This is a genomic window from Pantoea sp. EEL5 (assembly GCF_049892805.1).
In the GTDB taxonomy this organism is placed as follows: Bacteria; Pseudomonadota; Gammaproteobacteria; order Enterobacterales; family Enterobacteriaceae; genus Pantoea; species Pantoea ananatis.
Map to the genome: position 1 here is coordinate 1 of NZ_JBNDNJ010000008.1, position 25,505 is coordinate 25,505.

Consider the following 25,505-nt stretch of genomic DNA (forward strand, 5'->3'; position numbering starts at 1 on the left):
GGAGTACTTTACGATGAATGAAGTTAACCGCCTCAAAATCCTGCAGGATGTCATTGATGGCAGGCTCACCACTTCGCTTGCATCACAACGACCTGGCCTTACGGATCGCCAGTGACGGCGTCTGCTTGCACGTTATCGCGAGTCCGGGCCGCTGGCACTGGCGAACCGCCGCCGTGGATTGCGTGGTAATCGCCAGCTTCTTCCGGGCCTTGCTGAACTTGCTCTGGGCATCATCCGTGATAACTATGCCGACTTTGGTCCCACGCTCGCCTGCGAGAAGCTGGCCGAACTCCATGACGTTGTGCTGGCCAAAGAGACCGTGCGTCAGCTGATGGTACCAAACTGATTTGCGATGTCGTAAATACGCTGTATAGATTCAGGTTCTGAAGCTATTTGCGAATAAATATCGTCATTAGTAATATCAAGGAGATTGGTAGTTGTGTGAACTAATTGCGCTTCATAATTGTTAAGCAAATTATCCATGATCTGCTTACCAGCAGTAGTTGCCAGAGCAGCTTGTAGCTGTTCGCTTAATGCTGTTTTAACGTCATTACCAAGAGTACCTCTTTGGGATAGTTGGTCAATTTGAGTGTCAGTAAAGCCCATGGACCTTAGCGCGTCCTCTGCAAGATCATTGTTTCTAACATCAAATTGATACAATCCGAAAGAATAAGAACTATATCCACCTGCCCAGTTAAACTCGTTTAAGACTGATGGTCTCGAACCATCTTCTGTAGCAAAAGCCGTCGTTCGATATTGTTTGAGTTGGTCAATGAGAGTTTGTTTATCAATAAATTCACTTGCAGACATGATCGTTTCCTTATATTAAAGTAATGATAATTTATTTTGGCCAGGAGTCCCACAAGTCACCGATTTTTTCATTATAAATTATACTGTTATTTTTTTGTTGTTCTTTAAGTAATGGGGCTAACTTAAGCTGCCAGATATTTACTATTTCATCTTTCCCTTGTGCCGATTTAACAATATTAGTGGGAGTTCTATATGCTTCCTGATTGTGAACACATTCAAAACTTACCTTTCCGTTCATAGTGACTGCGCTTGGATTGTCATTAATATTTTCATCGAAATATAGACGAAATAAACCTTTTTTTGTTTCAGCCTGCAATATTGTTGATGCACCGCTTTTTGGGATATTAACAATTTGTTTTATTTTATCTAGTTTCAGGTTTTTAATATTTAAATTTTCTTGGTATGCAAAAAATATTTGTTTATTTGCACTATTCATGCAAATAGCTATAGTTTCTTTCGATTTGCTCGGGCATGAGAAAATCTCTATTTGTTCTTTATTGCATATTGTTGGATAGGATGTTTCTGGGGTTTGCACCCATGCCTTTACATCAATATTATCAGAAGCATATACTTTTATGATTGCCAGATTTGAAATTAAAATACAATTAATTAAGAGAATACTAAAGAAATTGAACATTTTAGTTCCTTTTGAAATCCCAGGTTTTTTCTGAAGGTTTAAATTAGAAAAAAGAGCACAAAGAGATTGGGAAGCTAACAGATAGAATTATTTTAAAGAAATAAATATCTTAAGTAAGTCCCTTATAATATTAAGCTTACAGTAGAAATATAAAAAATTCTCGCCAATATCATATATTGTCAACATGGAAAAATAACTTCACCCATTCATGGGTTATTATATCATCTTGTCATTTCTAGACTATTTATATTTATGGGTGGTTATTAATCATCCTGAAGCTAAAATTAATTTTTATTTCTTCACACCGCCTGACAATTTAAAACACCTTAAGTGCAATGGAGATTTTTCGCCACTTGTTTTTAATTTATTTATGCATTGTTTAAACTTCATTTAATCATAAGTATAGTGCTAGAAGCATAAATATTTACACATATAATGATAAACAAAATAAAATTATCTTACACATAGACACAAAAATAGTTTAAGCAAAGGTTTTTTCTTTTTTACAGCTAGTACTTTTTATAAATAACTTAAAAGTAGGGGGGGTGATTTTTTAAGTAGTGGCAGATGAAAATTCTAATTTAATTTTTAAATTAAGTTTCTTATAAACCTTAAAGAAAAATAAACAGGCTAAAAATGAAGTGATCTGTAAATGACATGTGATTAATCTGACACAACTATCATTTCTTATGGGGTATTAATTTAGGCAATGACTGTAGTGTCTGACATGAACGATGTGAAAATTTATTCAGTGGTCAGGCTATGTCATTAAGATGATAACCACTATGCTGTGCAAAATCTGACGCATAACTCTCCTGCTTTTTTGCCAGAATTAATGAAACTACGTCTGTTTTTTATCCTGTTCATTCTCGCTCGGACCCAGTCCTTCATCCTTTAAGTGTAATGAACTGTCACCTTTCACACAGCTGATGCTCCTCAATATACTTTCCAGCTATCAGGTCATAGGGAGCAGCTCACTTGGCGTATTGATGCGGAACGAACACGACCGTTTTGATGACCACTATAATACTGACATTATTCCACAACTCCGTTCCTGACCAGGTATTCATACCAGAGTGCCTGGACACCCCCGCCCTGCCCGCCATTTTCAGTTTCTCCTTTACCGGCAGAGGGTTAGCTTCTATGACTGCACGCGAAACGGTGCTGAGGGCCTGCTTTTTATTTCCGGCCGACCAGGTTATTCTCCCTATACGGGAGAAAAGCCGGAAAACCGATCCGGTGAGGATCCGGCGCGGATCGATTTATTCTCATCGAAAACCCTTTACAGATGCGAGAAAATACGTCCCCCCCCCGCAGACAACTGAGATTAAAAGTTTGGGTACTTTGCCCCGCGAAATTCCGCAGATTTCACACAGCGACGCCAGTGGTCACAATCTGACCAGCCTAGGCGCCGCACGCTATTTTGACTACGAAAGTGCGGTCGCGCTACGCAATCTGGAGATAGCCTTATGGCACGGACATGCCGCGCTACCTGCTGGCACCGGAAGTGGCCGTGTTGCTCTCAAAGGTGACCGATCTCCGCAAACGCCTGTTCATTGATGCCATGTGGAACACCGGCGGGCGCCTCAATGAGATCCTGCCCCTCACCCGGGGAGACTTTATGCTGGACGATCCGATAACGGGTACACCCCTCACCTCGCCGTTTGTGGTGCTGCGCACACTCAAGCAGCGCAGGCTGGAAGAATCTGCCGGCAGCCGGTCCCGTCGCCGCGGGTGACCGACAGAGCAGCAGGCTGAGCAGGAAGCGCAGGCGGATATTCGCTATAACCCGCCGTGGGCCGTCCCGCTCACCGATCCGGCCTCCGTCCAGCGGCTGAGGGAATAGTTTGCGAACGTGTAACTCACCGCCGGCGCAAGGCTCTGGGATATCCGGAGGGAAGCCACCGCCCGCAGCTGGATAAGTCACGCGCTAAAGGACGCAAAGCATGACGGTGTCACTTTCTCGATCCGGTCAGCCACGCCCAGGACGTTCCGGGATTCGTTCGCGATGCATCTGGTCCAGCACCAGGTTCCGCAGAAGGTCATCCAGACCCTGATGGGCCATAAGGACTCCAAGTCAACAGAATGGTACACACGGGTGTTTGCACTGGATGTGACCCGCCAGCTGGGCGTGCGCTTCACCCTGGATGCCGATGAGGCCAGACGGCTGCTGCTGTGTAGATGATCTGCTGCTAGGGGCCGGAACGACCGGAGACCTGGTTACGGTATCAACCCGATATGGCCGCGGACGCGTGGGCCGCCGATATACTGTTTGCTTCTTGTTGACTGCGCTGCCGTTTTTAATACAAACGGCATTAACGTCATCCCGATGCGTGCGGTGATGCTTCTGGAGAACAATCTCATGACGTTTTTTCCGGCTCAGCCTGCCGGCTGTTTCAGTCCGGAGATGAAGAGATATCTGCACTTCAGTGGGTTAAATCAACTCTGCTGTGATAAACCCGCACACCGTAAGTGAGCTTTGCCCGTTTTTCCGGGAGTGTCGCTGTCAGACAAAATACAGGCGCTGTCCGGGACTTTCATGACGGGTGAAACCCTCTGGCAGCGTGGCACGTGTATTGCTCTCCCGGAGGATGTCAAAACTGTGCTGACAGCCATTCCCTGAAGCTAAAAACTTAAATCGTGACAGCCGGCGTCTTTACTTCAGGATCGGCGGTGAGTCCCGAAACCTTTTTAACACAGCCGTTACTGCTGCTGCCGCATAGTGCAGCAGGCAGGGGAAAACTCCAGCATCGTCATGCCGCGGCTCACGCGAAGAGTTAAGCAACATGCTGAATAAGCCTGAGTTTCAGCTGCGTTTATTTTTTTCGAATGTGCGCTGACCTCAGTGTCCGGCAGTTTCAGCTGAGAGTCTGTAATAAGCGATTTTTTTCCCGGCCTCGCGACCGCGAAAACTGCGCGCTTATCCCTGCAACCGCCTCTGGGGGACTGTAAAAGTCATTTATCTCCCCTCCCCGGAAAACGGAAAGCGCCCTTATCTACACTGCCAATAATATCTGTCTGTACGTTCAGAATGAACAGGTCACCCGCGAGGCGCCATGCATAAATAGACGGGGCTTTTGTAAGTGGCTAAAAAAACTTAATCGCCTGCCTGCTCGCAGGATTTTTATGGCCACATGACTGAGTTGAAACGAATACCTTTGATGCCGAATGACAGCCGTCTATCTGCAGCCGGTGCAGGGCGGATTTCGTTTGGTCAGGCACTGCCTGCCTGTGCCGCAGTAGTGAACAGAATGAACCTGGTCCGTGGTATCCGGGCTCGCTTCATGACCCACCTCAGAATCCATTCATATAGAGGCTGGCAGAATTCGGGTCTTCCTAAATTGCAAAAAGGTAATGCAAAAAGATGCGTTTTTTTGACGTCATGTTTTTATCCCGACAAAAGACCTCTTTCAATACTGGCGCTGTCAGGTAGCCTATGAAGACCCAACCGACTGATGCCTTTCTAGGGACAGCAGGAGAATATGCGTAACCTGACGAGATAATATTCAAACAGGAGGTTTTACATATTTTGTTCGGAGTACGCCTCATGTTCTGCCCATAATTCTCCAGCATCGACATAACTGACACTATCAGCCCTTGCTTTTCTCATCATGGGATTCAGCAGTCAGTCCCGATGACAGTTATTCGTGTCACTGAGAAAAGTGTCACCGATCAGTTCCTGCAATAAACTGCCGCGAGGTGCTCAAGACTGAAACGCCGGGGCGGCTCTGAATCAGGTCAAAAGTCAGGACAATAAGCAACGAACTTTTAACGAACTCATTTTCATATTTGCTCCATTCTTGATAACTGTAATTCTGCCCAGGAGTGTCAGCCTTTCTGTCAGAGCCCCCTAAGAGTGTCAGTATAAGCCCTGCAATATGGCCGGCTCCAGGTCACTGAATGCAGACTGAACTTTCATCAGGGAACGCCTTTGCTGCGCCCTTTCATTAGGGTTCGGATTTCAATGTTTGGAAATGGGCCATGCTCTGTGCTTAAGTTTCTGGCTGAAGGCACCTGAGCTCATTAGTGTGCTCATCAGTCATGATTAATCACCGGCCTGACGTTAACATGAAAAAACTTTAGCGGGGCATGAAAGGCTGGCTTGTACGCCAACCCGGAGAATACATCTCTGGCATTTTGATTCAGTGGGTTTCTCATTAACCGCCGGGTTTGCGCATTATTCTGTAATTCGGATGCGTCGGAACAAGCTTAAAATCCAGATTTACTCGTGACTTTACTTTTTGCCGCATCTACTGTTACTGAAAAAAAACCGATCGCAAGCCGGCAAGCATCATAAAAAACCATGGGAATTTCAGGCTGAAATTATTTTACTTTATCTATTAAAATCAATAGTTTATATATGATTTCCGAGGGGTAAAAATAATTTTTCAAATACTGAAATCTGTTCACTGAGGTTCCGGCAGCAGGGCCCGTTCACCGGTCGTTCACGGATTTAATCACCATGCGGTCAATGACGCTTCGAACGGCGGCATCAAGCTCAGCCTGACAGGCTGCAGTAAGACGCGAGAATTCATACGTCACAAGACGTTTATCAGCATCGGTTTTTTTTCGGGCGAACTGCTTTTTATCCGTAAACTCGGCCAGCTTCTCTGTTACGATTCTTTTGCTGCCCGCAGTTTTGCGGGGTCCTTCGCTTTCGGCACGAAAAAAGCTGATTATACGGTTCTTATAAGCGGGTTCGGCAATGTCATGAGATGCATCTTCTTCTATCCGGCTGCGAACGCAACTGACTAAGGCGTCAGAGGTGATCTGTCTTGCCCTTGCTTTATCCGTCACCTCCAGCAGCGCCCGGTAATCACTGATGGAAAGTTCGCTGACAGAGGGGAATACCGCGATGATCTCATCTGGCACGGCGGCAGCCTGAAAAGCCCGGGTTACCTTGGCGGCAGACAGCCCTTCTGCAGAAGCTATCTCTGACTGATTCATGTCTTCCGGATACATGAGTCTGAGGCGTTTTCCGAGTTCACGCAACGTATGCTCTTTTGCTGTCTGAATGTCCACGGCCAGTTGTCTGGCATCAGAGAGAGACAAGGCATCACGAGTCACCAGCACCTCAAATGCGGTCCCGTTGTAAATGCAGGCGGCACGACGTCGTGAACCATCCAGTATCTCAGTTCGACCGCCGACCTCCCGTCCGATGGCAGGGAAGAACTGCTGAAGCCGGATAGTACGGGAGATGTCACTGACCGATTCGCGCGTCAGAAACGCCTGGTCACGGCCATTGACCGCGGCATCAACGAACGTCTGCGTTTCGATTTCGTCATACAGTATCTTGGTCAGGACAAACCGGGCCTGAGCACCGGATTTGAGGGTAAACACCCGCTCGCTGTCTGACTCGTTCATCATTTTTGAAAAACTGGAATTACCCAGCTGCCGGCCCAGTTTGACCATTTCCTTTTTCATTTCACACCTCTGATGAATTCAATCCTTTTAAACACGGCCTGAGTGAAACGCTCCGCCTCACGCTTCGCTTTCTTGAGCGCCTCGGCGCTTCCTGGATAGGAACTGGGATCGGCACTCACAATGGTGTCGAAGCTTTCGCCGCAGCGTTCAAATCCGTCAAGCCTGGGCAATGTTGCATCAAGAATGTAAGAAGTAAAAACATCACGGGCAAGGCCGTGTGTCATTTCGTGATCCCGCTTCGAGGTCATTTTCGACATGAAGCCAATATTTCCCTTTATCCGCGGCGTGATGCCCTCTTCCTCAAGCTGCTCAATCATCTCAGGCAGCCGCGTGAGGTACTTGAGGGTAGAGTGAAAATCGACCTGTGCGGGCGGTGTGGGCGTGAGCAGGAGGTCACTCGCGGCGAGTGCATTCAACATAAAGGCATCGAGGTGAGGACCCGTATCAATAAAGATAAAGTCGTAATCAGAACCGACACGATCAATAATCGTCCGGCGTAATACTTCAGAGGGAAGCCTGTCAGGCAAATGCTCTCTTACAAGCTCATTCCACTGACTTGCGATAAAACCATCGTCAATAGACGCAGGAATAACATCAACACCGGGGATAATCGTGGGTTTAATGATGTCCTCTCTGAGCTGGCCAGCATCCAGATCGTTAAGCATTGCCTGTGCAGCTGTTTCCATTATGGAACCAATGCTGTTTTCCTGGCTGAGAAACATGGTACTGGAGGCCTGAGGATCGAGATCAACAACCAGAATACGAAGATCGTGCTGAAGAAGATCCTGATGAACCCGAAGGCCATGCGCCAGGGTTACTGTACTTACGGTTTTCGATACCCCGCCTTTCAGGTTCACAACAAAAATAACAAAAGGCCCTTCCCCCGCGTGCACATCACGATATTTAGGCACTTTACGGTGAGCATAGATATCGACAACGTCCTGGATGGTTAGCGCATAATGCCGGGTGTTACCTGCATCTTTTTTGCCAAAAACGTGTCCCTGTGATTCCATTTCTTCAATGGCTTGCTCAACGGCACGGCGGCTGAGTCTGGGAAGATTAGCCACGGAATTGCGCGTGAACGTCTGATAGTACTGATCAAGGCCAAACTCATTCCTTCTGACTGAAATATCGTCGCTCATGCTGCGCAGCATCGCGCTCGCTCTGCGGGCCGTCTCGTCCACGCCACCGTAATGACTTTTCATTTAACCGTTCCGTTGTCAATTTTGAAACTGATTGTACATCTGAAAAAGGTCAGATCAACTTATTTCGTTAAATCATAAAAATCTTGTACAAGCGAAAAATATGCTAACTGTCAGTTTTCTTCAGTCTGTCAGTCAAAAGTCATCCAGTTAAAGAAAAAATTGAAAAAAGTTTTATCCGTTGGTTGCAAACTGACAAGTATCTTCCCTTGGCAAATCATTATTTATGTATATGATTTTATTGATATTAAACTTTATCTTTCAGATTGAAATTCCCTTATGTCTTGTCTGAAAAAATCAGGGAAGCGGTAAGCTATGTCACTCATGGGGCCTGGATTCACAGGATTGAAGTCATGTTCATTACATCACCTGTAATGAAGACCAAAATGATGTTTCAGACACAAAACACAGTGCAGATGCCTGATGAATGTGTGTAAGAGGTATTCTGCGGCTGTAATTCTGATTCAAAACTCGAGGTGTCTTCTAATACTTATTAGCTGTTTTCGTTGATGTTTCCGATAAAGATGTGTGCTGAAGGGACAGTTTATTCCCTCCCTGGAACATGTGTGCCAGAGGGATAATGGACAAGTCATGAACAAATGTGTGTGCAGGCGGGTAAACTGTTCCGTATACATGAGCAACCAGAATGACCGGCATTCTTTCTTTAACGGGCACAGCGACAGCCCTGGACGTCAAATCTTTGGCCGGCCGTACGATTTCTCAACCCAACGCCCGGATATGTGTGCTGGCGGGTTGGTTCCGCTCTCTCCGCCACGTTAAGCGACTGCAAATTCGACGAATGTGAGCCTGAAAGTATGTGTGCTGATGGGGAATAAAGGAAGTAATCAAAAGCCAGGTGTGTGCTGCCGGGTTCAGAACGCACAAACGTGTGTGCTGGCGGGCTGTGCACATACATGCAGGTTGCCCTGCAGACAGATAAAGATGAAACAACCGGTATTTCTGTGTGCACTGGCGGGTAATAATTCTGCGTTTAGGGCACGAAAATGTGCGCTGGCGGGTAATCTCCCACATGACTAAACGAACATGTGTGCTGGCAGGTGCTCACTCTACGTAGAGGAATGAATATGTGTGCTGGCGGGTTCACCGGCCGCGATGTATCTTCAGAGCCTGACAATGCTGTGACGAACACCTGTCTGTCCCAACAGCACACACTCAGATGTCGGAAGGTTTCAGCTTGGGGTTACGTTTATGAATGATAACAAAGTTTTCACGGGCTTTACGGACAAGCGAAAATTCCAGATAGCCGATATTCTGTAACTGTTCAAGTGCCTTTTTGATCGTTCGGTTTTGTTCACTGACAGAACTGCTGAGAGAAAGGCGCTCTCGCAGTCTTGAGAAGCTGACTGGAATAGGATTGGCAGGCAGACTTTCAATAAAAGTATAGATCGCCTGGGCGGCTTCCTTCTTAGGAAGAGCTTTAATGGCATGGTGCTGCAAAAGGACTCTGTAATCTAACTGGAACAGCTCCCATAGTTTTTCATCAGCCTCCAGCTGAACAATATCTCTCTCAGCATCAAAATAACCCGTCTTCAGAAGGCCTGTCTGATAACTTCCCCTCGCATCACTCCCGCGCTTGAAAGAGATTGATTTGTTACGTAGTTTGCCTAAAGATTCGTGGATGGTAAGCCGGAGACGTGCGTCAATTCGTTTAGCAGAAAATCCACATCCTTTTGCAAACTCAGTGAACTTCAGTTCGATTTTGTTCGATGCCAGACCATACTTGCTGAAAGCATAAATGACCCCAATCCAGACCTTGAAATCACTGTCCATATTGAGTCTTGGCCCGGAAATGTTGATGTGATCATAGCCTTCAGCACGGGCTATCTCTAACTGTGAGAATAATTCAGATGCATCCACAACGTTGTTTTCGCCCTGAGACTTCGTGGGTTTGGGGACAAAAACACCAAGGCGCATGAGTGCTACAGGCTGAACGGTGTTGTTGGAATTAACTGTGAGTTGTTTGTCTTTACTGACCATGTCACTGTAGAGTGCATCACCGATAAATGACTCATCTTTCATATAATTATCTCAATTAGTAGTCACAGGATCTTACTGTGCGTAAAGATCACCTTAATCCCAACAGCACACACATTACATCCCAACAGCACACATTACCAGCCCGCCAGCACACATGTTCGTCCCGCCAGCACACATGTATATCCCACCAGCACACATCTGAAATCGGCTCGAAGTCAGTCACCACAAGGCCTGTGAGATACAGGGATCTGTTTGGAGCTATAAGGATCTTACTGGAATATTTATTGGATCGAGCCTGTGCACATGTGGATAAATGATCGTCTCTACTAACGCGCCTTCGGCTTGTTCAACGAAAATCGCACACGCAAAAGATTTGCGAATGCGATTTCCGTTATCGGTTAAATCGCTCAGAATCTTTGAATTACTTCAGTTTACTAATCTCCAGACATCAGCCGGTACGCGGTCAAACAACTTGTCCACTGTCAGTTCGGCTTTACGGTGATCGTATGCAGAGGTCATCGCATAGTCTTCTTTTGGATCGCCTTCGTACTTCAGATGTTCGTACACGGTCTCCAGCGTGTCGATCGAACGGCAACGCCTGAATTTCATCAACCAGTCTGTTTTTGTCATACTTTGCCTTAAAAAAGTGAGCGCTCATGACAAGGGATTTGCCATAAACAAAAAGAAATTTGCTGAGTGAAGTAACTGCAACGTTTAAAATGATCCGTAACGTAGACAAACCAGAACAGGCCTGAGTTTTAGAGTTCTGCGAGCGCTTGTTAAATACCGGACATGACAGGAGGGAATCCGCCGTAAAATGAAACCGCATTCTATTGATTCTTCGATTTTCAGTCTTGTGCGTTACGATGCAACCAGTGGCCTTCTCGAACCGGAGTACATTAACGGAAGCAGTCGCCGCTGGCTGGGCGTTCCGGTCAGAGTTTACCACACCTTCTGCAGGGCCAGAGATCCGGATGCCTGTTTCCGGAGCTGTATCGACGGACACTACACTTCTCTTCGCGGGAAGCTGACTTTCTGAGAGGGATTCAGGTTCACTTTTTCCGCTCAGTTCAGCCATCATTCTCGCATAATCTTCGTAGTGAGTTTCTGCCTCTGACCTTACACGGCTGAACGAATGTGAGAACCGGTGCTGGTAGCCACAGCGTTTATCTCGTGCGGCCTGCATCAGCGTCTGCTGGACCCACAACCAGAAAGCACGTCCTTTTTCTGAGGGCACCGGATATCCGGCCTTTTTCATGATCTTGCGCGCAACACTTTCGCTCCAGCCATTTATCAGCTACAGCGCACCATTAATATCACCACGTGAAGTCAGTAAATTAATTTCATGAAACTGATTCATTATTTTTCCTCCGTCCTTTATAAAAAAATTATCGGAGGGTAAACTGATTTCTTAAGTAGACAGTTGTTATAAGTTATTAAAAAACGTTAATACTGAAAAATATCTGATTAGTTATTGATCGGGGTAAATAAGTTATTAAACCGCAATGAAACTGAGGTTATAAAGAATGAGAAACCTGAGGGCTTACTGTCTTTTTTTATTTACAGTTCCTTTTTTCACATATTCAGGATCTGACCTGCAGGCGGGTTTTTCACCGGGAGGTACTGCTCAGGAACTCATCATCAACTTTATTCGTTCAGCTACGGGTTCTGCTGACGTGGCTGCGTACGAATTTACCAGTGAGCCTGTGGCAGAGGCTTTTGTGCAGCTCTCGCGCCGCGGTGTCCCTGTAAGATTAGTGGCCGACGAAAAGAAAAGCCACGACCGCTGGTCACTGGTTAATGCGCTGGCCTGTTCCGGTATCCAGGTCAGAACAGATGCGCAGTACAGTATTATGCATAACAAATTTATCGTGACAGGAAATAACGGCGTGCAGACGGGCTCTTTTAATTACACCTCGTCGGCGGAAAAGCGTAATGCCGAAAATGCGCTGGTTGTCAGAGACAGTTTGCCAGTGAGTAAGCAGTATCAGGATGAATTTAACCGGCTCTGGGCGGAATCATCGCCTGTACAGTGCAGCCGTTAAAAAATATAATTAATATTGCCGGTGAGGTGGACTGTATATGACCAAGAAAAAAGTGTATCCGGTTTACTTCACCGGTCAGCGTGGCCGGCACGAGGCGTCAGAAGCTTTCCAGCAGAACGAAACGCCTGTCTGGCAGCGCTGGCTGAAGCATGCCCGCGACAACAAAAAGACCACGGTGGTCACCTGCAGCTGCCTGCCGGCAGAGACCGATCCCGTAAAACGCCGCCTGAAGGTGCATTATTCTGAGGAGACTGAACGCTGCTGGCTCTCTTCATATGCCTTTACAGGTAACGAACACAAGCCGGACTGTCGGTTTTATTCGGTGTGGTCAGACGAACGGCAGGCTGAGATTTATCAGGGCGATGCGGTCCGCTCGGCTTCGGACGGCACCATCGTGGTCAGGTTGCCTACCGGCCTGCAGAAAAAGGCAGCGTCAGAGTCAAAACCGGCTGAAGACGTGTCTGGTGATGAACCGGTTAAGCGTAAGCGCCGGCCCTCGATGCGCCTGCTGGGGCTGCTTCACCTGCTGTGGGAACAGTCCGGCATCAACGTCTGGCACCCTGCTTTCGACAAAAAGAAACGCACGCCCGGCTGGGTGAGCTGGCGTCTGCAGCAGACGGCGGGCCGGATACGCGTCGGCCGCGTGCCACTGGAGGAGTCGCTGCTGCTCATGGCCATGAAGGGCACGCCGCAGGTCATTTCAAACCGGGAACACATGAGAGTAGCCGAAAAGAACCAACGGCGGCTCATTGTGGTATCAGTGCTGGCCAGCTGGAATGAGGCTGCTGAAGCACGGCTGCAGACCACGCTCCCGCTGGGGCTGTTTTTCGGCTTCCCTGACCTGGTGCTGCCGGAGGATGTGCGCCTGCGCCTGGAGAAGAGCTTTGGCCGCGAGCTGGGCGACTGGCGCCGGGGAATGAAAGTCGTGGTCATTGCGGAAACGGAACCGCCTGAAACGACGTTCAGGCACACAGACGGGCGCAACCGGCCGTCCAGCTGCAGCACCGTCATCGACGTGGCGCTGATGACGGTCAGCCCCCGCTTTATTCCGCTGGATTCGGGCTATGAGGGCGCTGTCGAAGAAAAGCTGTGGCAGGAAAAACGCGCCTTTATCAGGCCGCTGCGCTACGACGGTGAGGAAGACGTGTTTCCGGACTTTGTGCTGAAGGACGTTCCCGGCGTGGATGCGCTGCCTATGGAAGTCTTCGGCATGAACACGCCGGAGTACCAGTTGCGCATGCAGCATAAGACGGCTTATTACAATGCGGAATACGGTCAGGGCTACTGGTGGTACTGGAACGCCATCGACATATCTGAAGTACCCGCTTTGCCTTCTAAGTAAGGCCCGCCTTAAGGCGGACACTTTATGGGGCGGCCTGTCATATAAAAAATGAGAGTAATGGTGGAGGCTAGAAAAGTGGTTTAATGTTCTTACCTTTGCCTGAGTATTTATAGACAGGAATTACCCTCAAAATGTTTTTTTATAAAAATTGACTTAAAATAAGTTTAAACCGGAATTCCGAAATAACAGCAAATTGCATTAGTAAGAACAGCAGGAGCAGTCGCGCCAGCGATTTTTACCGCACCTGTAAAAGCCTTACCGGTGATTTTTCCAATCCATGATCCAAAACCTTTTTCAACATCTTCTTTTGAAGTAAGTTTAGGTGACTGCTCAACAAGTTTTTTCAGTTCAGCAAGATCATTATCATCAATACCGTGACTCTTAAGCTCACGCTCCAGGGATGCAATGTCACCAACTGAGATAGAGTTTTGCTGATTAATGTCACCAGTATTACCCGCTCCGATTGCGCCAGCATTGTTTACAGGGGCATGAAAGTTGTTCGTATTGTTATTTGTGATTGTCATTGGTGCTGCATCCTTTTCTTTTTGGGAAAATAATAAACCATCCCCCATGATTCCTTGTCTTTCTAATTCCAGTGACCAAGAGAGAACTTTATTCCTTACTATTGTAACTATATGTTTTAGTTTGTTTTTACTGAAGAACCAACAAACCTCATTAGGGATGTTATCCGAACCGAATAACATGTTTACCTTTTTAGGTGGCATAGTGAGACGCATCATACCATCATTTGATTCGCCTTTACTTATTGATGATATTGATTCATAAATTTTAAACTCAGTAACCATCTCTATGATTTCTGGCGGTACATTACTGAAATCAACAGCATACCAGCCATGAAATGGATTGAGTGCCTTGACTATTCCTTGACCTTTCCGATATGGGGGAATATTGTTACCTGCCGGATAGCCTTCAATTTCATATTCTATCCATTCACTAAGGTCATTCAAGTTTAGCTTAACAGCTATCATCTTAGCTTTTAATAAAACTGCGACAATATCTGAGGATGGGTCTCCAGCCAAGGCCTGCAATTCTAAAACTGGTGAGTCACTCATACGCCTCCTGATTTTATCTCGCCATATTATTATGAAAAGTCACTTTAGATACCATAGTCAGAAGAAAAAGCATTTACAATTCTTCTGGCAATATTTCTTTTTTCCGTAAAATCCTTGGCCTGTTTACGTCAAAAATATGGCCCATCCAAAAAATCATTTACTCTTTAGAACTGCTGTTTTCAGAGGTTTTTTTGCTTGCTGCTTTTATAGTCATGCAGATTAACCTCACATATATAGCCAATGCATTTACTCCTGAACGTCAGTTTTCATGTTCGTCTTATAGATAGACCATATCCGTTTCACTTGACTGATGCTGCAGCCTGCTAGGGTGGCGGTCCGGTTTATTGTCATACCGGATTCACGAAGCGCAATAATGCGCTCGTGCGTTTTATCGTCTGGCCTTCGCCCTTTGTACTTACCCGACGCCTTTGCCAGCTCAACGCCCTGCCGCTGTCTTTCCCTTCGGGTTTCGTAGTCGTCACGCGCCGTCTGCAGGGCGACCTTAAGCAGCATTTCCTGGACGGACTCAAGCACGATTCTGGCCACGCCGTCCTGACTTATGGCCAGCTCCGACAAATCCACTATGCCGGGGATGGCCAGCTTTGCTCCCTTAGCCTTAATCGAGCCGATCAGCTGCTCGGCCTCATTAAGGGGAAGACGGCTGATGCGGTCAATCTTTTCAGCCACAACCACCTCCCCGGGCTGCAGGTCGGCAATCATGCGCTGGAGTTCAGGTCGGTCTGCCCTGGCACCTGAAGCCTTCTCTTTATAGACGCCGGCGACATAGAATCCCCTGCCCCGAGCATCCTCAATAATGCTGTTCTGCCGCGTCAGTTCCTGTTCATCCGTACTGACCCGAAGATAGATACGTGCAATCTGCATGGGTTTAGCGGTCCTGTCCTCTTAACTTAAATAATCCCTGAGCGCTTTGCGGCCGCCATTGTCTTCAGGCATGACGCTCACGATGCGCCGCAGCGCGGCTTTGTGTAAAGGCGTACTGTTCACGAGCACCATCAGCCGCCGCTGTGACTCCGTCGCCGAACGGCTGGCTGACGAGTATTTACGTGTTCCTAAAAGACGGTCCCATAAGCTAATGTTCATCAGGCGGTTTGTCAGAACATACATGGCTGTAAGCGCCTGACGCACCTCAGTCTCCTCTTCGGGTAATTCACCCTCTGCACAGTAGTCTCCGGGGGGACTGAGATAAGTTTCATCCAGTGGATGGTTAACTAAAAGGCTGAAGGGTTTGACTGCGACCTCCGGGAATGTTTTCAGTACGGGCAAACGATGTTAACTGAGGAAGTGAAATTCCATGCATGTCGTCTCCCTGACAGCTATGTCACCGCATATCCTGATTTCAACGTAAGCGTCCGGGCTGAGAAAAGCGATTTTTTCAGCGTGTTTGATCTCAGTCGTGTAGATCCGCAACCATCCAGGCTCTCCTGAAAGCAAAATCCCATGCAGCATCAGGTTAACGTCGTCGATCGTGGCTACACGAACAGCGCGTTCTACTCTTCCAGAAAAGTTCTCATTATTGTCACCATCATGTATAACCACTTTTTAATTAAGGTCTTTTATGGGCATTTTGAGTATACCTTTAATGGCCTTTTTTTTATCAAAGCTGTATCTGAAATCCTGCTGGCGATGAAATTAAAGAGGTTTGACGGACTGAAAATCTGCACAAGCTTCATTTAGCTTCCGCTTTCAGGGTTGACATCACTTTTATGGTTTTTCTGGCGCTCATATTTCCAGAAAATGAATTATTTCAATTTATTTGGTCTTGAGATGTTAGGCTCTGTAAGCATGTTGATCTGAGGTTATGAGTTAACTCAGTCTGAAATTTTATTTTTTTGTTAGTGTTTCATTGTTATTTAATTTTAATGAAATTTTAATTGCAATGTGTGTCTTATTATTTTTCATTGTAATCATGAGGTTGGTTTTTTTAGTTTGCTTGCTAATTTCTGAAAGTGATGTTTTATGAAAGTCTGTTAAAAATTAAATAGAAAAATAACAATATGTTCATAAAAATAGCGCTTCACCAAAAAAGGATAAAATAAAATGAACAGTTACGATGTTGTTCTTATCGGCGGGGGTATTGCCGGACTAATGTCTGCCTATAAGCTCTGTAATATTGGCCTATCTGTGGCGCTGGTTGAAAACAAACCTGTGTTCGCAGCTGGCCCGTCCACACGCAATGAAGGCTGGCTCCATAAGGGGACTTATCACGCGACCTCGATTAAAAACAGGCAGGAGGCTGTGCAGGTGGCTAAGCGATGTATTTATGGACACGAATACATACGTGAGTTTGCCCCGGAAGCCCTGGAGGATATTGACAAGCGGCCTCTCGCGTTATTAAAGGACGAATCGCGAGCGGATGAGGTTATTTCCCGCTGGAATGAAGCCGGCGTGTCTTTTACCCCACTGACGTTGTCAAAAGCGCGCAGCCTGGTTCCTGAAGCCGATTTTACTGAGACGAAAGCTATTTTTGCGGTCGACGACGTCAGCCTGAACACCCGCTTACTCTACAGAAAGCTGATCAGTGCTGCTCAGAAAGCAGGATGCGTATTCTACCTGGGGCATGAGATTAACGCGATCGAGGGCCAGACACTTCACCTCGAAAGCCTTTCGGGTGACAAAGCCGCAATAGCTGGTCAGCGCATCGTTTACTCTTCCGGTACCGGGGCCAGGGATTTATTTACCAGACATCATGACCTCGCCATTCCTATCAGGTACTGGAAAAGTCATCTCATCATCACACCAAGGCTCTGTGCAGAAGGCGTTTTTTATCTGGACCCGCATCAGGCTGCGATGATGCATCACGGCGACCACAGCATTGTGGGTTTCAATGAAGACGCTTTACTGTCGCCATGTGCCGATTATGAGGTGATTCATGAAAGAGCAGAAAATATTAAAAGGGGCATCGCTTCAATATTTCCCGGCTGGGACAGCCGGAATTCAGTAAGTATAGCCTGCGTCAAAGTGGATCTGCAGACATCCCTGAACTGCAACCGTTCACTCAACGTTGCCATCGCAGAGCCGGTGCCAGGCCATATACTCGCCTTACCCGGAAAAATGACGGAAGCCCCGTTTTTAACTGACAAGCTGGTCGCCTATCTTCATGACGCAATAGATAACGCTTCTGTTGCTATGCGTCCCTGTGATGAGTTCCGTGTGCTGGAGAAAATTGCGTGATGGACATTACTATTTTTAACCGTATGAGAAGAGACAGTGGATTTCTGACGCTCGACGAACTCGTTGCATTGTGTGAAGCCGGGAATATTATTTACGATCCCTTCTCGACACTTATATACAAGGACATAAAAATCGGGAAGGGAAATATTTTCTTCCCTAACGTAATTATTGCTGGCAAAAACGGAAATACCCTTGAGATAGGAGATTCCAACATCTTCTACAGCAATACATCTATCGATGCCTCGGCCGGACCGGTTTTCATTGGTTCAGAAAACCAGTTTGGTGAAGGTGGCTTCACCGTTAAGGCTAACAGAACCGGTGCCGTTGTAAAAATAGGTAACCATGGCCGTTATCAGGGGGGCGCGTCAGTTTTTGGTGTCTCCGACCTTCAGTCCGGAAGCCAGATTCTGGGGCAGATTACCGTTGACAGCTGCACACTCGAAAGCGGCGGGGACTGGCATGAGCCTTCACCTGATGAAAGAGCCGGGCTGCTCAAGGGATTTGGTACAGCTCGAAACCTTATCATACCCCGAGGACGCGTCATCAACGGCGCCGGACGCTTTGAAGAGAGCGGAATTGAACTGCAGTCAGTTTATCACCCAGTGAAAAAGGCCTGACAGGCTGAAGGACCGATCGAACATGTGGATTTATTACGGTGTTTCAGCCGGCGTTATTCTGGGTTTTTATGATTTCTGGACTAAAAAGGCCATGTCAGGGAATGGTCTGTTTCAGGTGGTTTTCTATAGTTCCTTTTTTGGAGCTCTGCTGTGGCTGCCCGTATTTTTGCCTCAGGTACAGGCGTTGAGTCCTCAGCTGAAAATAGGTCCTGTTCGTTTTGCAGAACAGTGGCCTATTCTGGTAAAGAGTCTGATGATGACCCTGTCATGGGTTTTCGCTTATTTCTCTGTAAGAGAGTTGCCGATGTCCTTTTCAGGTTCCGTCAGAGCCTCAGGGCCGTTATGGACGCTTGCGGGCGGCAGCGTGGTTTTCGGCGAGTTCCTGTCCCCCCTGCAGTTCACAGCGGTACTCGTTTCCGTGCTCTGTTATTACGGGTTATCACAGACAGGCAAAAAAGAAGGGATCAACACACTACGTAGTCTCCCCGTGGCCATGATGCTTCTTGCGACCATCCTTTCCTCATTAACAACTGTTTTTGACAAATACATCGTTCATAATCTCGATATATCGGCTTACACCATCCAGGCTTATTCTTCACTTTACCGGTTTATATTCGCAGCCGCTTTTCTCTTTGCGTTTATCCGCCTTGGGCGGAGCAGCCTGCGATGCCTGTGGAGTCTTTACATTCCCCTGGTTGGGTTTTCATGGGTTATTGCGGAACTGATCTATTTTTTTGCAATCACCGATCCCGATGCCAATGTGACATATCTTTCAGTATTCAGGAGAATGAGCCTTGTGGTGGGGTTCATTCTGTCCGCATTATTCATCGGAGAGAAGAACTTCCGGAGAAAACTGGTTATCATCTCTCTTATTGTGATGTCTACGCTGTTACTGATAGTGAAAATTTAAAAACTATGCAAAGAATCTTGTCACATCCAGGAGGAGCAATTTTTCCGGGTGCTGTAAGTGTATTTTCCTGAGCGTGTATCAGTAATGGTAATTTTCTGAACTCAGCCAGCAAAGCCCTGTTAATCAGCAAAGGAGCAGCCTGTCGGCTGCTCCTCTTTTTCATCAGTGACCAGTATCGCGGCGATCACGCCCTAATCCACCACCACCGATATCGATGTGATTGTTACTGTCTTTTTTTACTTCCACAATGACATCATCGTGGCTGAAAGCTGACAGCTCAGCCGCGATCTTATCCAGATTATCTTTTTGTGACTCACCATATTTATTCAAGGACATACATACCTCCAATATTTAAAGTTGGTCAAACTGCCAGCAACGCCTGGCAGAAGAATTCTTGTATTGGGCCAGAACGAAAGTCAACTCATAAAGTTATGAAAAAAACTTATTTAACAGCGTAAATAAAGTGCGCAAGGATAAATTTCTTTTATCTTCATTTGAATAGTAAAAAATAAAGTTTAAAAAAATTTTTCCTTTTATTATTAATAATAAAAATAATTTAACCTGAACAAAATTGATAGGTTTAAACTATTAAGTTGGGATGGTTATGTTTTTTTTAGATGTAATTTAATAAGATAATCATGAGGTTATTGGTTATTTTTTTTGAGAAAAGTTGAATCGTCTGGAAAAGGATATTGAAATTACCTGAATATGAGGTAATTATTTTTTATCCATGGCGGGGGTGAAATATGCATGAAGATGATATTGTTATTAACAGAAATACGGTTATCAACGAAGAAGGTGACAAGGTTGAGCTCACGCTTAATGAAAGAAGAGTCAGTGTGACGGTCAGTGGTAAGCTGTATCAGCTTTTAAGAAAAATAACAGAACAGGACATAAACTTTAAAGACCTGCTTTCGACAGACAATGCGCATCTTAAAGAAATTACTTCACTTCTGTACTTTAACGATATATTAATCTCCCGGAAGGACGATGAGTTACTAAAAGACGGCATTTTGTATAACCCTGCGCGAATACAAAAGGTGGCATTATCCATACCTGACAGCCCGCAGGATCATTGGTGCTTTTTTGGTGCCCCGGCAGATTTTGCATTAGACCCCCCCAGATCGCCGGCGCATGGCCCCTATATTTACCGTAAATTAGGACGCAACCACGCTGAAATGAGGGATGTTGGCGACATCGCTTATAGTACAACTGATAATATATACAGCTTCGGGGAGAAAATTCAGCATGTTGTCGCCAAAATCAGAGCGAAAAACAATAAAGCGATGATGTTCGGTGGCGATCACTCGCTGACTTATTTTTCCGTGGCAGAAACCGCGCGGTTTATCCCTGAACTCGTGCTGATACAACTGGATGCGCATTCCGATATCAATACCAGCACGGATAAGTCAAACGCGCCTCTTTACCATGCAAATTTTGTTTCAAAACTCATTGCTGATAACGCAATCAGGTCAGTGATACAGATTGGTGTCAGAGAGAAAACAATCAGATATTCAATGGATTATCTTCAATCTTCATCCATTAATCAGTTCAGTGCAGTAATGAGCACCGGCGATAAAATAAAGCTTGCGTCGTTAATCGAGGGGAAAAATGTCTATATAAGTTTTGATGCAGACGTGATTGATCCTGATGTTTTTCCGCACGTCACGACGCCGCTGGATGAGGGGATGAACGAGGAAAATATAACGGATGTTCTGAGCCTGATTAAGAATTCATGCCTTTCCGTCGTGGGTGCCGATATCATGGAGTTCACCTGTGGTTTTGATAAAAAAGGAAATCCGTTTAACCATGAAATGCCCTTGCTGGATAAAATAATTTCTCTCATTATCAGCTGATATATCAGGAGGTAAAGATGTGTGTAAGCATGTTAACCGGTCACCTGACAGAATTTAATATCAATGAATTCTACCATCAGGCAGGAGTTCTGACGGATCCTGGCGCGCTGCTTGCCGATATAGAGCATATTATCCGTAAAAGAAGGAGTATTTCAGAAAGCCTGCTCAATGCCCGTGTGTTTATTAATAATGGCACCCGTGATGACTTTGGTTACAGTGTGTCGAATCATCCCCCTCGCGAAGACGAGCGCCTCAGTGAATGGCTTGAGCGAATAACCGGCGCCTCCAGTTTTTGTGCCGTTATTAACGGGCTTAACGGATGGTCCGACTCTCTGGCACAGAAAATTAACCGGGATTTCAATAAAGAATGGGTTGAGAAATACGGTATTCCGAGCCAGGGGATTGATGTTTACAGCTTCATGGGGCGATACAGCCTGACACCATTTGGTATTCACAAAGATCAGGAGCATACGTTTCTTTACCACCTCGGCCCCGGAATCAAAAAAGCATGGGTGTGGGATCCGGCCATAAAAGACATTGCGCCGGTGGTGAAGTCTGACTCCTTTAATCTGAAGGAAACCCTCTCATGGGCGACGGAGGTCACTCTGCGCCCGGGGGATGCGCTGTTTATTCCTCAGAACTGGTATCATGTTCTGGAAAATCCCGAATTTTCCGTCACGCTGGGTATTGCTCCTTATGAAATGAAACGATCACAATTACTGACGTCTTTTTTGTCAGATTTCCTGGCTGTCCATGATACCGAGGATCATTATATCACTCTGCCTCTGAGTGCCGAAGCTGACGTTAACGATATTATTACAGCCGTTATCCCTCCTGACTCTGCAAAAAACAGCCTCGGTGATATTGCACACAAAGGTCTGGCACGGCTAATAAACCGGCTCAAAAGTAACAGTTATTTCAAATATACTTCACCCGCCCGAATGACCGTTAACAGGCCTTATCAATATCATGGTGACATCGTCTTCGGTGAAACGGAAGGCAGCTCAACGCGGATATACCTCCGTGGAAAAGATTTTTTAGTCAGAAATGAAGTGGCGGACAAGCTGTTTGATCTTAAAAATGAGATGGCCAGATCTGGTTTCAGCTTTGAATTCCGTGATACTGACGCGGAAGGTGTTCTCAATAAGGTTATCACGCAACTGATCCGCACCGGAGTACTGGTATGATTACCTTTCCAATGAATGAGCTGACGGCTCTGCTGACAGACACTGAACCTTTTAAAAAGGACTACGTATTGTCAGAGGGAAATGCCTCCTTCTCTGAGGCTTTATTTAATTACTCACTTCACTATCTTTTTCGCGGGATCCGTCATCCTGAAAAAGACATCAAATTGCTCTGCTGTGGCGATGTCTACTATCCTGCCAGTGAGACGTGTACTGACGGAATACTGGGATTTTACACTATGGCCCTTATGCTGCTTCGTAAGCGGACCATTGTATTCAACCACCTCGAGAAAAGGATGCCGGAATACTTTTCTCTGTACACTTATCTGGCTGATAAAAAAGGGATCCTTTCACACTATAATATTTACTGGTCGCCCGCTGGCAGCACCGGTGCCGGTGCCCACACTGATGACCATGATGTGGTCATCGTGCAGCTCGCGGGTAAGAAAAAATGGAGGTTTGAACACGAAGACATAACGTTAAAAGCAGGCGATATTCTCTTCGTCCGTAAAGGGATGCTTCATGACCCGGTTACGGAAGACGGACACCAGTCGCTGCACCTGACGGTAGGGCTCGTTTACGGGGTGTCATCCTTCCCTGCTTTCCCCGAACCCGCGTCTGCAGGAGATCACCCTGGCGATGTCTCAGCGGTGACATTTTTCCGGAGTATAGGCAATCTGCTCGGGGGGGCTGAACCGGTACTGCATACGGGGCAGGATGTTTTATTGGATGAGGAGGATTCTTACATCCGGTTCACTTACAGGGAAAATGTCCTTGAATTAACGAAAGAAGTCTTTCATCACATCTTTGAACGCCGGAGCCTCACCAGTTTCTCTGCACGCCCCGGAGCTGACAGAAAAGACGTCATCAACCTCATTCTTTCTTTCTATAAAACAGGCATCCCCGTGGAAATAAAAGGAACAAGTTAATGCTTGATTACATGGTTGAGCAGTTCAGCAGGCTGCCTGTTGACTCCGGGTTACTCAGAAACGGCATGAAAGACTATATTGATGAACAGCTGCTCTGGTGTGAGGACAGCAATTTTTCATCAAACTTTCCTTTCCGGGAGACCGGCCTGCCTCAGGATTTTTTTCTTCAGAAAATCGTTTCCTGCGACGGTAATGACTACCTCACCGGTCCACGATACAGAGGCGGCGATTTGAAGAAGCCGTTCATTGATCTGGTCGCCAGCTCTGCTCCTCTGACCCGGCGGGCAATGGCCTCAATACTGGACGTATGGCATCCCATGGGCGCCTGTTCAGTTCGCGTTCTCCGGCCCGTGTCTGAGGATACGCGTGGTTGTGCCGATCAGTTTTTCTATGTCGGCGAAAGCATGCATGAAAGAAATGAAGCGGCTATCAGCGGCCAGACTGTCTGCATTGAGCGGGCCTGCCCACAGTCAGCTGAGTGGTGCCTTCAGGCTCTGGAACTGGCCTATGCAGGGACGTATTCCCGCTATCCTTTCCTGAAGGATAAGGTGTTTCCTGCAGATGAAGAAGACATTCGCGATGCCATTAAGGATGGAAACCTGTTCATCATAGTTTATGAAGGGGCGCATGCCGGTTTTATCATCTGTGAGAACCGACGCAGGGCGTTTATATCAGGACTGTGGATCACCGAAGAGATCGTTATTCCGCGCTTTCGAGGAAAGCACGTTGCGGGTTCTGCACAACAGGCCTTACTTTCTTTTCTCAGCACGCTCCGCACACCGGCATCTCTGTGGGGAACCATTGAAAGCAGTAACCATCCTTCAATACGCGCCGCTGAGCGTGCCGGGAGAAAGCGGGTGATGGAGTATGCTTTTCTGGATAGGGAAGATGTGCATGATTAAGAGCTTCCGGCAGATTACGCTGTGTCTTTTCATACTCTTGTCCACACTCGGTTTCTGCCTTTATCTGGGTTTTTTTTCCTTTTATCTGGTTAAAATCAAAACCGACCCCCTTTTTATTTCAGTACTGATTGGTTCAACTGCGCTGTCTAGCCTGGCGTGGGGGCCTCTGGCCGGGCGGCTCATCGACAGGAGCCGTCACCGGTTCTTCTGGCTGATGACTGCGCAGGCGTGTTGTGGCTTTCTGGTTTTCGCTTTCGGAAACCAGTCGCATTTCAGTCTCGTAGTCACACCTGTACTGGTTATATCCCTTTCTCTCACCGTAAATTTTGCGACGATTATCGTTAATCAGTATCTGCTGCCTGAACTTCACAGGGATTATGAAACGAGTGTGGCTGTGGCGTCATATATCAGCGGGATCGCCGTTTTCGTCACCGGACTGGTGCTTGCCGCCCTTTATGACCGCTATTCACCCTCCCTGTTTTTCAGTGTGGCCGCCGGCTGTTTCCTCCTTTCGGCCCTTACTCTTCTTCCCCTGATCCGCGGTAAGAGCTGCGCCGGTCCGGATGAGGCTGTCCCTGAGACGGATAAAAGAGACTTCTCCGGGATCTATCGTCAGACTTTCCGGTGCCTTAAACGCAACTGGTTTCTTGCGCTGGCTATGTGCGTGATGGCGTTTACGGAGACGTCGTTTAATACCAATTTTGACGTGATTGCATTTTCACTAGGTACCACACCTTTCGCTGCTGTTTTTATTCTGGGCGCGATCAGCGGCATTCTTGACAGCCTGGCTTCGTGGTTTTATCCCCGCTCGGTGGGAAAAACTACGGTTAACTTCCGGTGGCGTTTTTTTCTGTGCACCTTTTTAGTTATTTTTTCGGGAGCGGTCTTACTTACTTTCTGGGACTACGACAAAAAGCCGTGGTTTCTTCCCTCTCTTGCCCTCTGTCTTGAACTCACGGGAGTATGGTGGTCAATTTTTATTGCCGGTCAGGTCAGGGCTGCAAGTCATGAAGGTGAATATGGCCAGACCATGGCCGCATTCCGCGTTCCGCGTTCAGTGGTGACATTCTTCGGGATGACCACTATAGGTACAGCGTTGCAGTCCGGTGAAATTGCCTGGGTTTTATCTGCTGATACCGTCCTGCTTTTTCTTCTGCTTGCCCTTAATGTTTATCTTTACTTGAAAAAAAATGCAGCCCGTTGCGGAATGGAGAATTCCGCTGCGCCGGTGGATTAAAGCCGGGAAGGCCCTGCACCGGGATTACCGGGCCTTTACTCTGTGCAGAGCCCGTCAACGGGCTGACAGGGAGAATTCCTTGAGCACAGGAGTGCTGACTCTTTTCTGCTGGGATTGGTGTTATCGGTGTGCAATATCACGGGCGGT

Annotated in this window: 23 protein-coding genes and 1 pseudogene; 14 read left to right on the forward strand and 10 right to left on the reverse strand. The window is 46.8% G+C overall.

Features of this window, described 5'->3' with window-relative positions:
* Positions 1-13: 13 nt before the first annotated feature.
* Positions 14-337, forward strand: a pseudogene (locus tag ACPXSQ_RS20870) (helix-turn-helix domain-containing protein); the annotation flags it as partial.
* Here the strand turns inward: ACPXSQ_RS20870 and ACPXSQ_RS20875 are convergent.
* Together ACPXSQ_RS20875 and ACPXSQ_RS20880 are read right to left on the reverse strand one after the other, a co-directional pair.
* Positions 325-810, reverse strand: a complete 486-nt coding sequence (locus ACPXSQ_RS20875) for a hypothetical protein (protein ID WP_426144294.1) — start codon at positions 808-810, stop codon at positions 325-327. The pseudogene ACPXSQ_RS20870 and the gene ACPXSQ_RS20875 sit on opposite strands and share 13 nt — an antisense overlap.
* Positions 811-841: 31 nt before the next feature.
* Positions 842-1,447 (reverse strand): hypothetical protein, encoded by a 606-nt coding sequence (locus ACPXSQ_RS20880; protein ID WP_426144296.1) that lies wholly within the window; start codon positions 1,445-1,447, stop codon positions 842-844.
* Between the two features lie 1,513 nt (positions 1,448-2,960).
* Here ACPXSQ_RS20880 and ACPXSQ_RS20885 point away from each other — a divergent pair.
* Together ACPXSQ_RS20885 and ACPXSQ_RS20890 are read left to right on the forward strand one after the other, a co-directional pair.
* Positions 2,961-3,185 (forward strand): hypothetical protein, encoded by a 225-nt coding sequence (locus ACPXSQ_RS20885; protein ID WP_426144298.1) that lies wholly within the window; start codon positions 2,961-2,963, stop codon positions 3,183-3,185.
* Between the two features lie 228 nt (positions 3,186-3,413).
* Entirely contained in the window at positions 3,414-3,632 is a 219-nt protein-coding gene (locus ACPXSQ_RS20890) for a tyrosine-type recombinase/integrase (RefSeq protein ID WP_426144386.1), read from the forward strand.
* A 2,249-nt stretch (positions 3,633-5,881) separates the two neighbouring features.
* On the opposite strand, the gene ACPXSQ_RS20895 is transcribed toward ACPXSQ_RS20890, so the two are convergent.
* The 4 genes from ACPXSQ_RS20895 to ACPXSQ_RS20910 all read right to left on the reverse strand — a co-directional run bounded on the left by ACPXSQ_RS20895 (position 5,882) and on the right by ACPXSQ_RS20910 (position 10,701).
* A complete protein-coding gene (locus ACPXSQ_RS20895; RefSeq protein WP_282473131.1) occupies positions 5,882-6,871 on the reverse strand; it encodes a ParB/RepB/Spo0J family partition protein in 990 nt (329 codons plus the stop codon).
* Entirely contained in the window at positions 6,868-8,076 is a 1,209-nt protein-coding gene (locus ACPXSQ_RS20900) for an AAA family ATPase (protein ID WP_047713539.1), read from the reverse strand. The genes ACPXSQ_RS20895 and ACPXSQ_RS20900 overlap by 4 nt, the downstream gene beginning before the upstream one ends.
* Positions 8,077-9,246: 1,170 nt before the next feature.
* On the reverse strand, positions 9,247-10,113 hold the full coding sequence (locus ACPXSQ_RS20905) for a RepB family plasmid replication initiator protein (protein WP_019105437.1): 867 nt from the start codon (positions 10,111-10,113) through the stop codon (positions 9,247-9,249).
* Between the two features lie 384 nt (positions 10,114-10,497).
* Positions 10,498-10,701, reverse strand: a complete 204-nt coding sequence (locus tag ACPXSQ_RS20910) for an Hha/YmoA family nucleoid-associated regulatory protein (protein ID WP_282473130.1) — start codon at positions 10,699-10,701, stop codon at positions 10,498-10,500.
* A gap of 187 nt (positions 10,702-10,888) precedes the next feature.
* Between ACPXSQ_RS20910 and ACPXSQ_RS20915 the strand changes: the two genes are divergently transcribed.
* The 3 genes from ACPXSQ_RS20915 (at position 10,889) to ACPXSQ_RS20925 (ending at position 13,458) form a co-directional block, all read left to right on the forward strand.
* On the forward strand, positions 10,889-11,110 hold the full coding sequence (locus tag ACPXSQ_RS20915) for a KTSC domain-containing protein (RefSeq protein WP_282473129.1): 222 nt from the start codon (positions 10,889-10,891) through the stop codon (positions 11,108-11,110).
* Between the two features lie 487 nt (positions 11,111-11,597).
* On the forward strand, positions 11,598-12,116 hold the full coding sequence (locus tag ACPXSQ_RS20920) for a phospholipase D family protein (protein WP_367144474.1): 519 nt from the start codon (positions 11,598-11,600) through the stop codon (positions 12,114-12,116).
* A gap of 37 nt (positions 12,117-12,153) precedes the next feature.
* A complete protein-coding gene (locus tag ACPXSQ_RS20925; protein ID WP_426144302.1) occupies positions 12,154-13,458 on the forward strand; it encodes a DUF1173 family protein in 1,305 nt (434 codons plus the stop codon).
* A 164-nt stretch (positions 13,459-13,622) separates the two neighbouring features.
* Here ACPXSQ_RS20925 and ACPXSQ_RS20930 read toward each other — a convergent pair whose 3' ends face one another.
* The 3 genes from ACPXSQ_RS20930 to ACPXSQ_RS20940 form a co-directional block, all read right to left on the reverse strand.
* Positions 13,623-14,531: an abortive phage resistance protein gene (locus tag ACPXSQ_RS20930; protein WP_426144304.1), complete on the reverse strand. Its 909-nt coding sequence runs from the start codon at positions 14,529-14,531 to the stop codon at positions 13,623-13,625.
* A 246-nt stretch (positions 14,532-14,777) separates the two neighbouring features.
* Positions 14,778-15,413, reverse strand: coding sequence for a recombinase family protein (locus tag ACPXSQ_RS20935; RefSeq protein ID WP_426144305.1), 636 nt, complete (start codon positions 15,411-15,413; stop codon positions 14,778-14,780).
* Positions 15,414-15,434: 21 nt separating this feature from the next.
* Positions 15,435-15,677, reverse strand: coding sequence for a hypothetical protein (locus ACPXSQ_RS20940; protein WP_282473124.1), 243 nt, complete (start codon positions 15,675-15,677; stop codon positions 15,435-15,437).
* Positions 15,678-16,589: 912 nt separating this feature from the next.
* Here ACPXSQ_RS20940 and ACPXSQ_RS20945 point away from each other — a divergent pair.
* From ACPXSQ_RS20945 to ACPXSQ_RS20955, 3 genes are read left to right on the forward strand one after another with little or no spacing between them, the layout of a single operon-like run.
* Positions 16,590-17,723: an NAD(P)/FAD-dependent oxidoreductase gene (locus ACPXSQ_RS20945; protein WP_423461576.1), complete on the forward strand. Its 1,134-nt coding sequence runs from the start codon at positions 16,590-16,592 to the stop codon at positions 17,721-17,723.
* Positions 17,723-18,340, forward strand: a complete 618-nt coding sequence (locus ACPXSQ_RS20950; protein WP_426144308.1) for a hypothetical protein — start codon at positions 17,723-17,725, stop codon at positions 18,338-18,340. The genes ACPXSQ_RS20945 and ACPXSQ_RS20950 overlap by 1 nt, the downstream gene beginning before the upstream one ends.
* A gap of 22 nt (positions 18,341-18,362) precedes the next feature.
* On the forward strand, positions 18,363-19,250 hold the full coding sequence (locus ACPXSQ_RS20955; RefSeq protein WP_423461577.1) for an EamA family transporter: 888 nt from the start codon (positions 18,363-18,365) through the stop codon (positions 19,248-19,250).
* A gap of 162 nt (positions 19,251-19,412) precedes the next feature.
* Here the strand turns inward: ACPXSQ_RS20955 and ACPXSQ_RS20960 are convergent, their stop codons facing one another.
* On the reverse strand, positions 19,413-19,586 hold the full coding sequence (locus tag ACPXSQ_RS20960) for a hypothetical protein (RefSeq protein ID WP_155683843.1): 174 nt from the start codon (positions 19,584-19,586) through the stop codon (positions 19,413-19,415).
* A 410-nt stretch (positions 19,587-19,996) separates the two neighbouring features.
* Here ACPXSQ_RS20960 and ACPXSQ_RS20965 point away from each other — a divergent pair, with 410 nt between their 5' ends.
* The 5 genes from ACPXSQ_RS20965 to ACPXSQ_RS20985 are packed head-to-tail and all read left to right on the forward strand — an operon-like array spanning position 19,997 to position 25,358.
* Positions 19,997-21,106 carry an arginase family protein gene (locus ACPXSQ_RS20965; RefSeq protein ID WP_426144310.1) on the forward strand — a complete coding sequence of 370 codons (1,110 nt, stop codon included), beginning with the start codon at positions 19,997-19,999 and terminating at the stop codon, positions 21,104-21,106.
* A 17-nt stretch (positions 21,107-21,123) separates the two neighbouring features.
* A complete protein-coding gene (locus ACPXSQ_RS20970) occupies positions 21,124-22,293 on the forward strand; it encodes a JmjC domain-containing protein (RefSeq protein WP_426144312.1) in 1,170 nt (389 codons plus the stop codon).
* On the forward strand, positions 22,290-23,219 hold the full coding sequence (locus ACPXSQ_RS20975) for a JmjC domain-containing protein (protein WP_426144314.1): 930 nt from the start codon (positions 22,290-22,292) through the stop codon (positions 23,217-23,219). The genes ACPXSQ_RS20970 and ACPXSQ_RS20975 overlap by 4 nt, the downstream gene beginning before the upstream one ends.
* On the forward strand, positions 23,219-24,121 hold the full coding sequence (locus ACPXSQ_RS20980) for a GNAT family N-acetyltransferase (RefSeq protein WP_423461581.1): 903 nt from the start codon (positions 23,219-23,221) through the stop codon (positions 24,119-24,121). Before ACPXSQ_RS20975 ends, ACPXSQ_RS20980 begins: the two co-directional genes overlap by 1 nt.
* Positions 24,114-25,358 (forward strand): MFS transporter, encoded by a 1,245-nt coding sequence (locus ACPXSQ_RS20985; RefSeq protein ID WP_426144317.1) that lies wholly within the window; start codon positions 24,114-24,116, stop codon positions 25,356-25,358. The genes ACPXSQ_RS20980 and ACPXSQ_RS20985 overlap by 8 nt, the downstream gene beginning before the upstream one ends.
* Positions 25,359-25,505 lie beyond the last annotated feature (147 nt).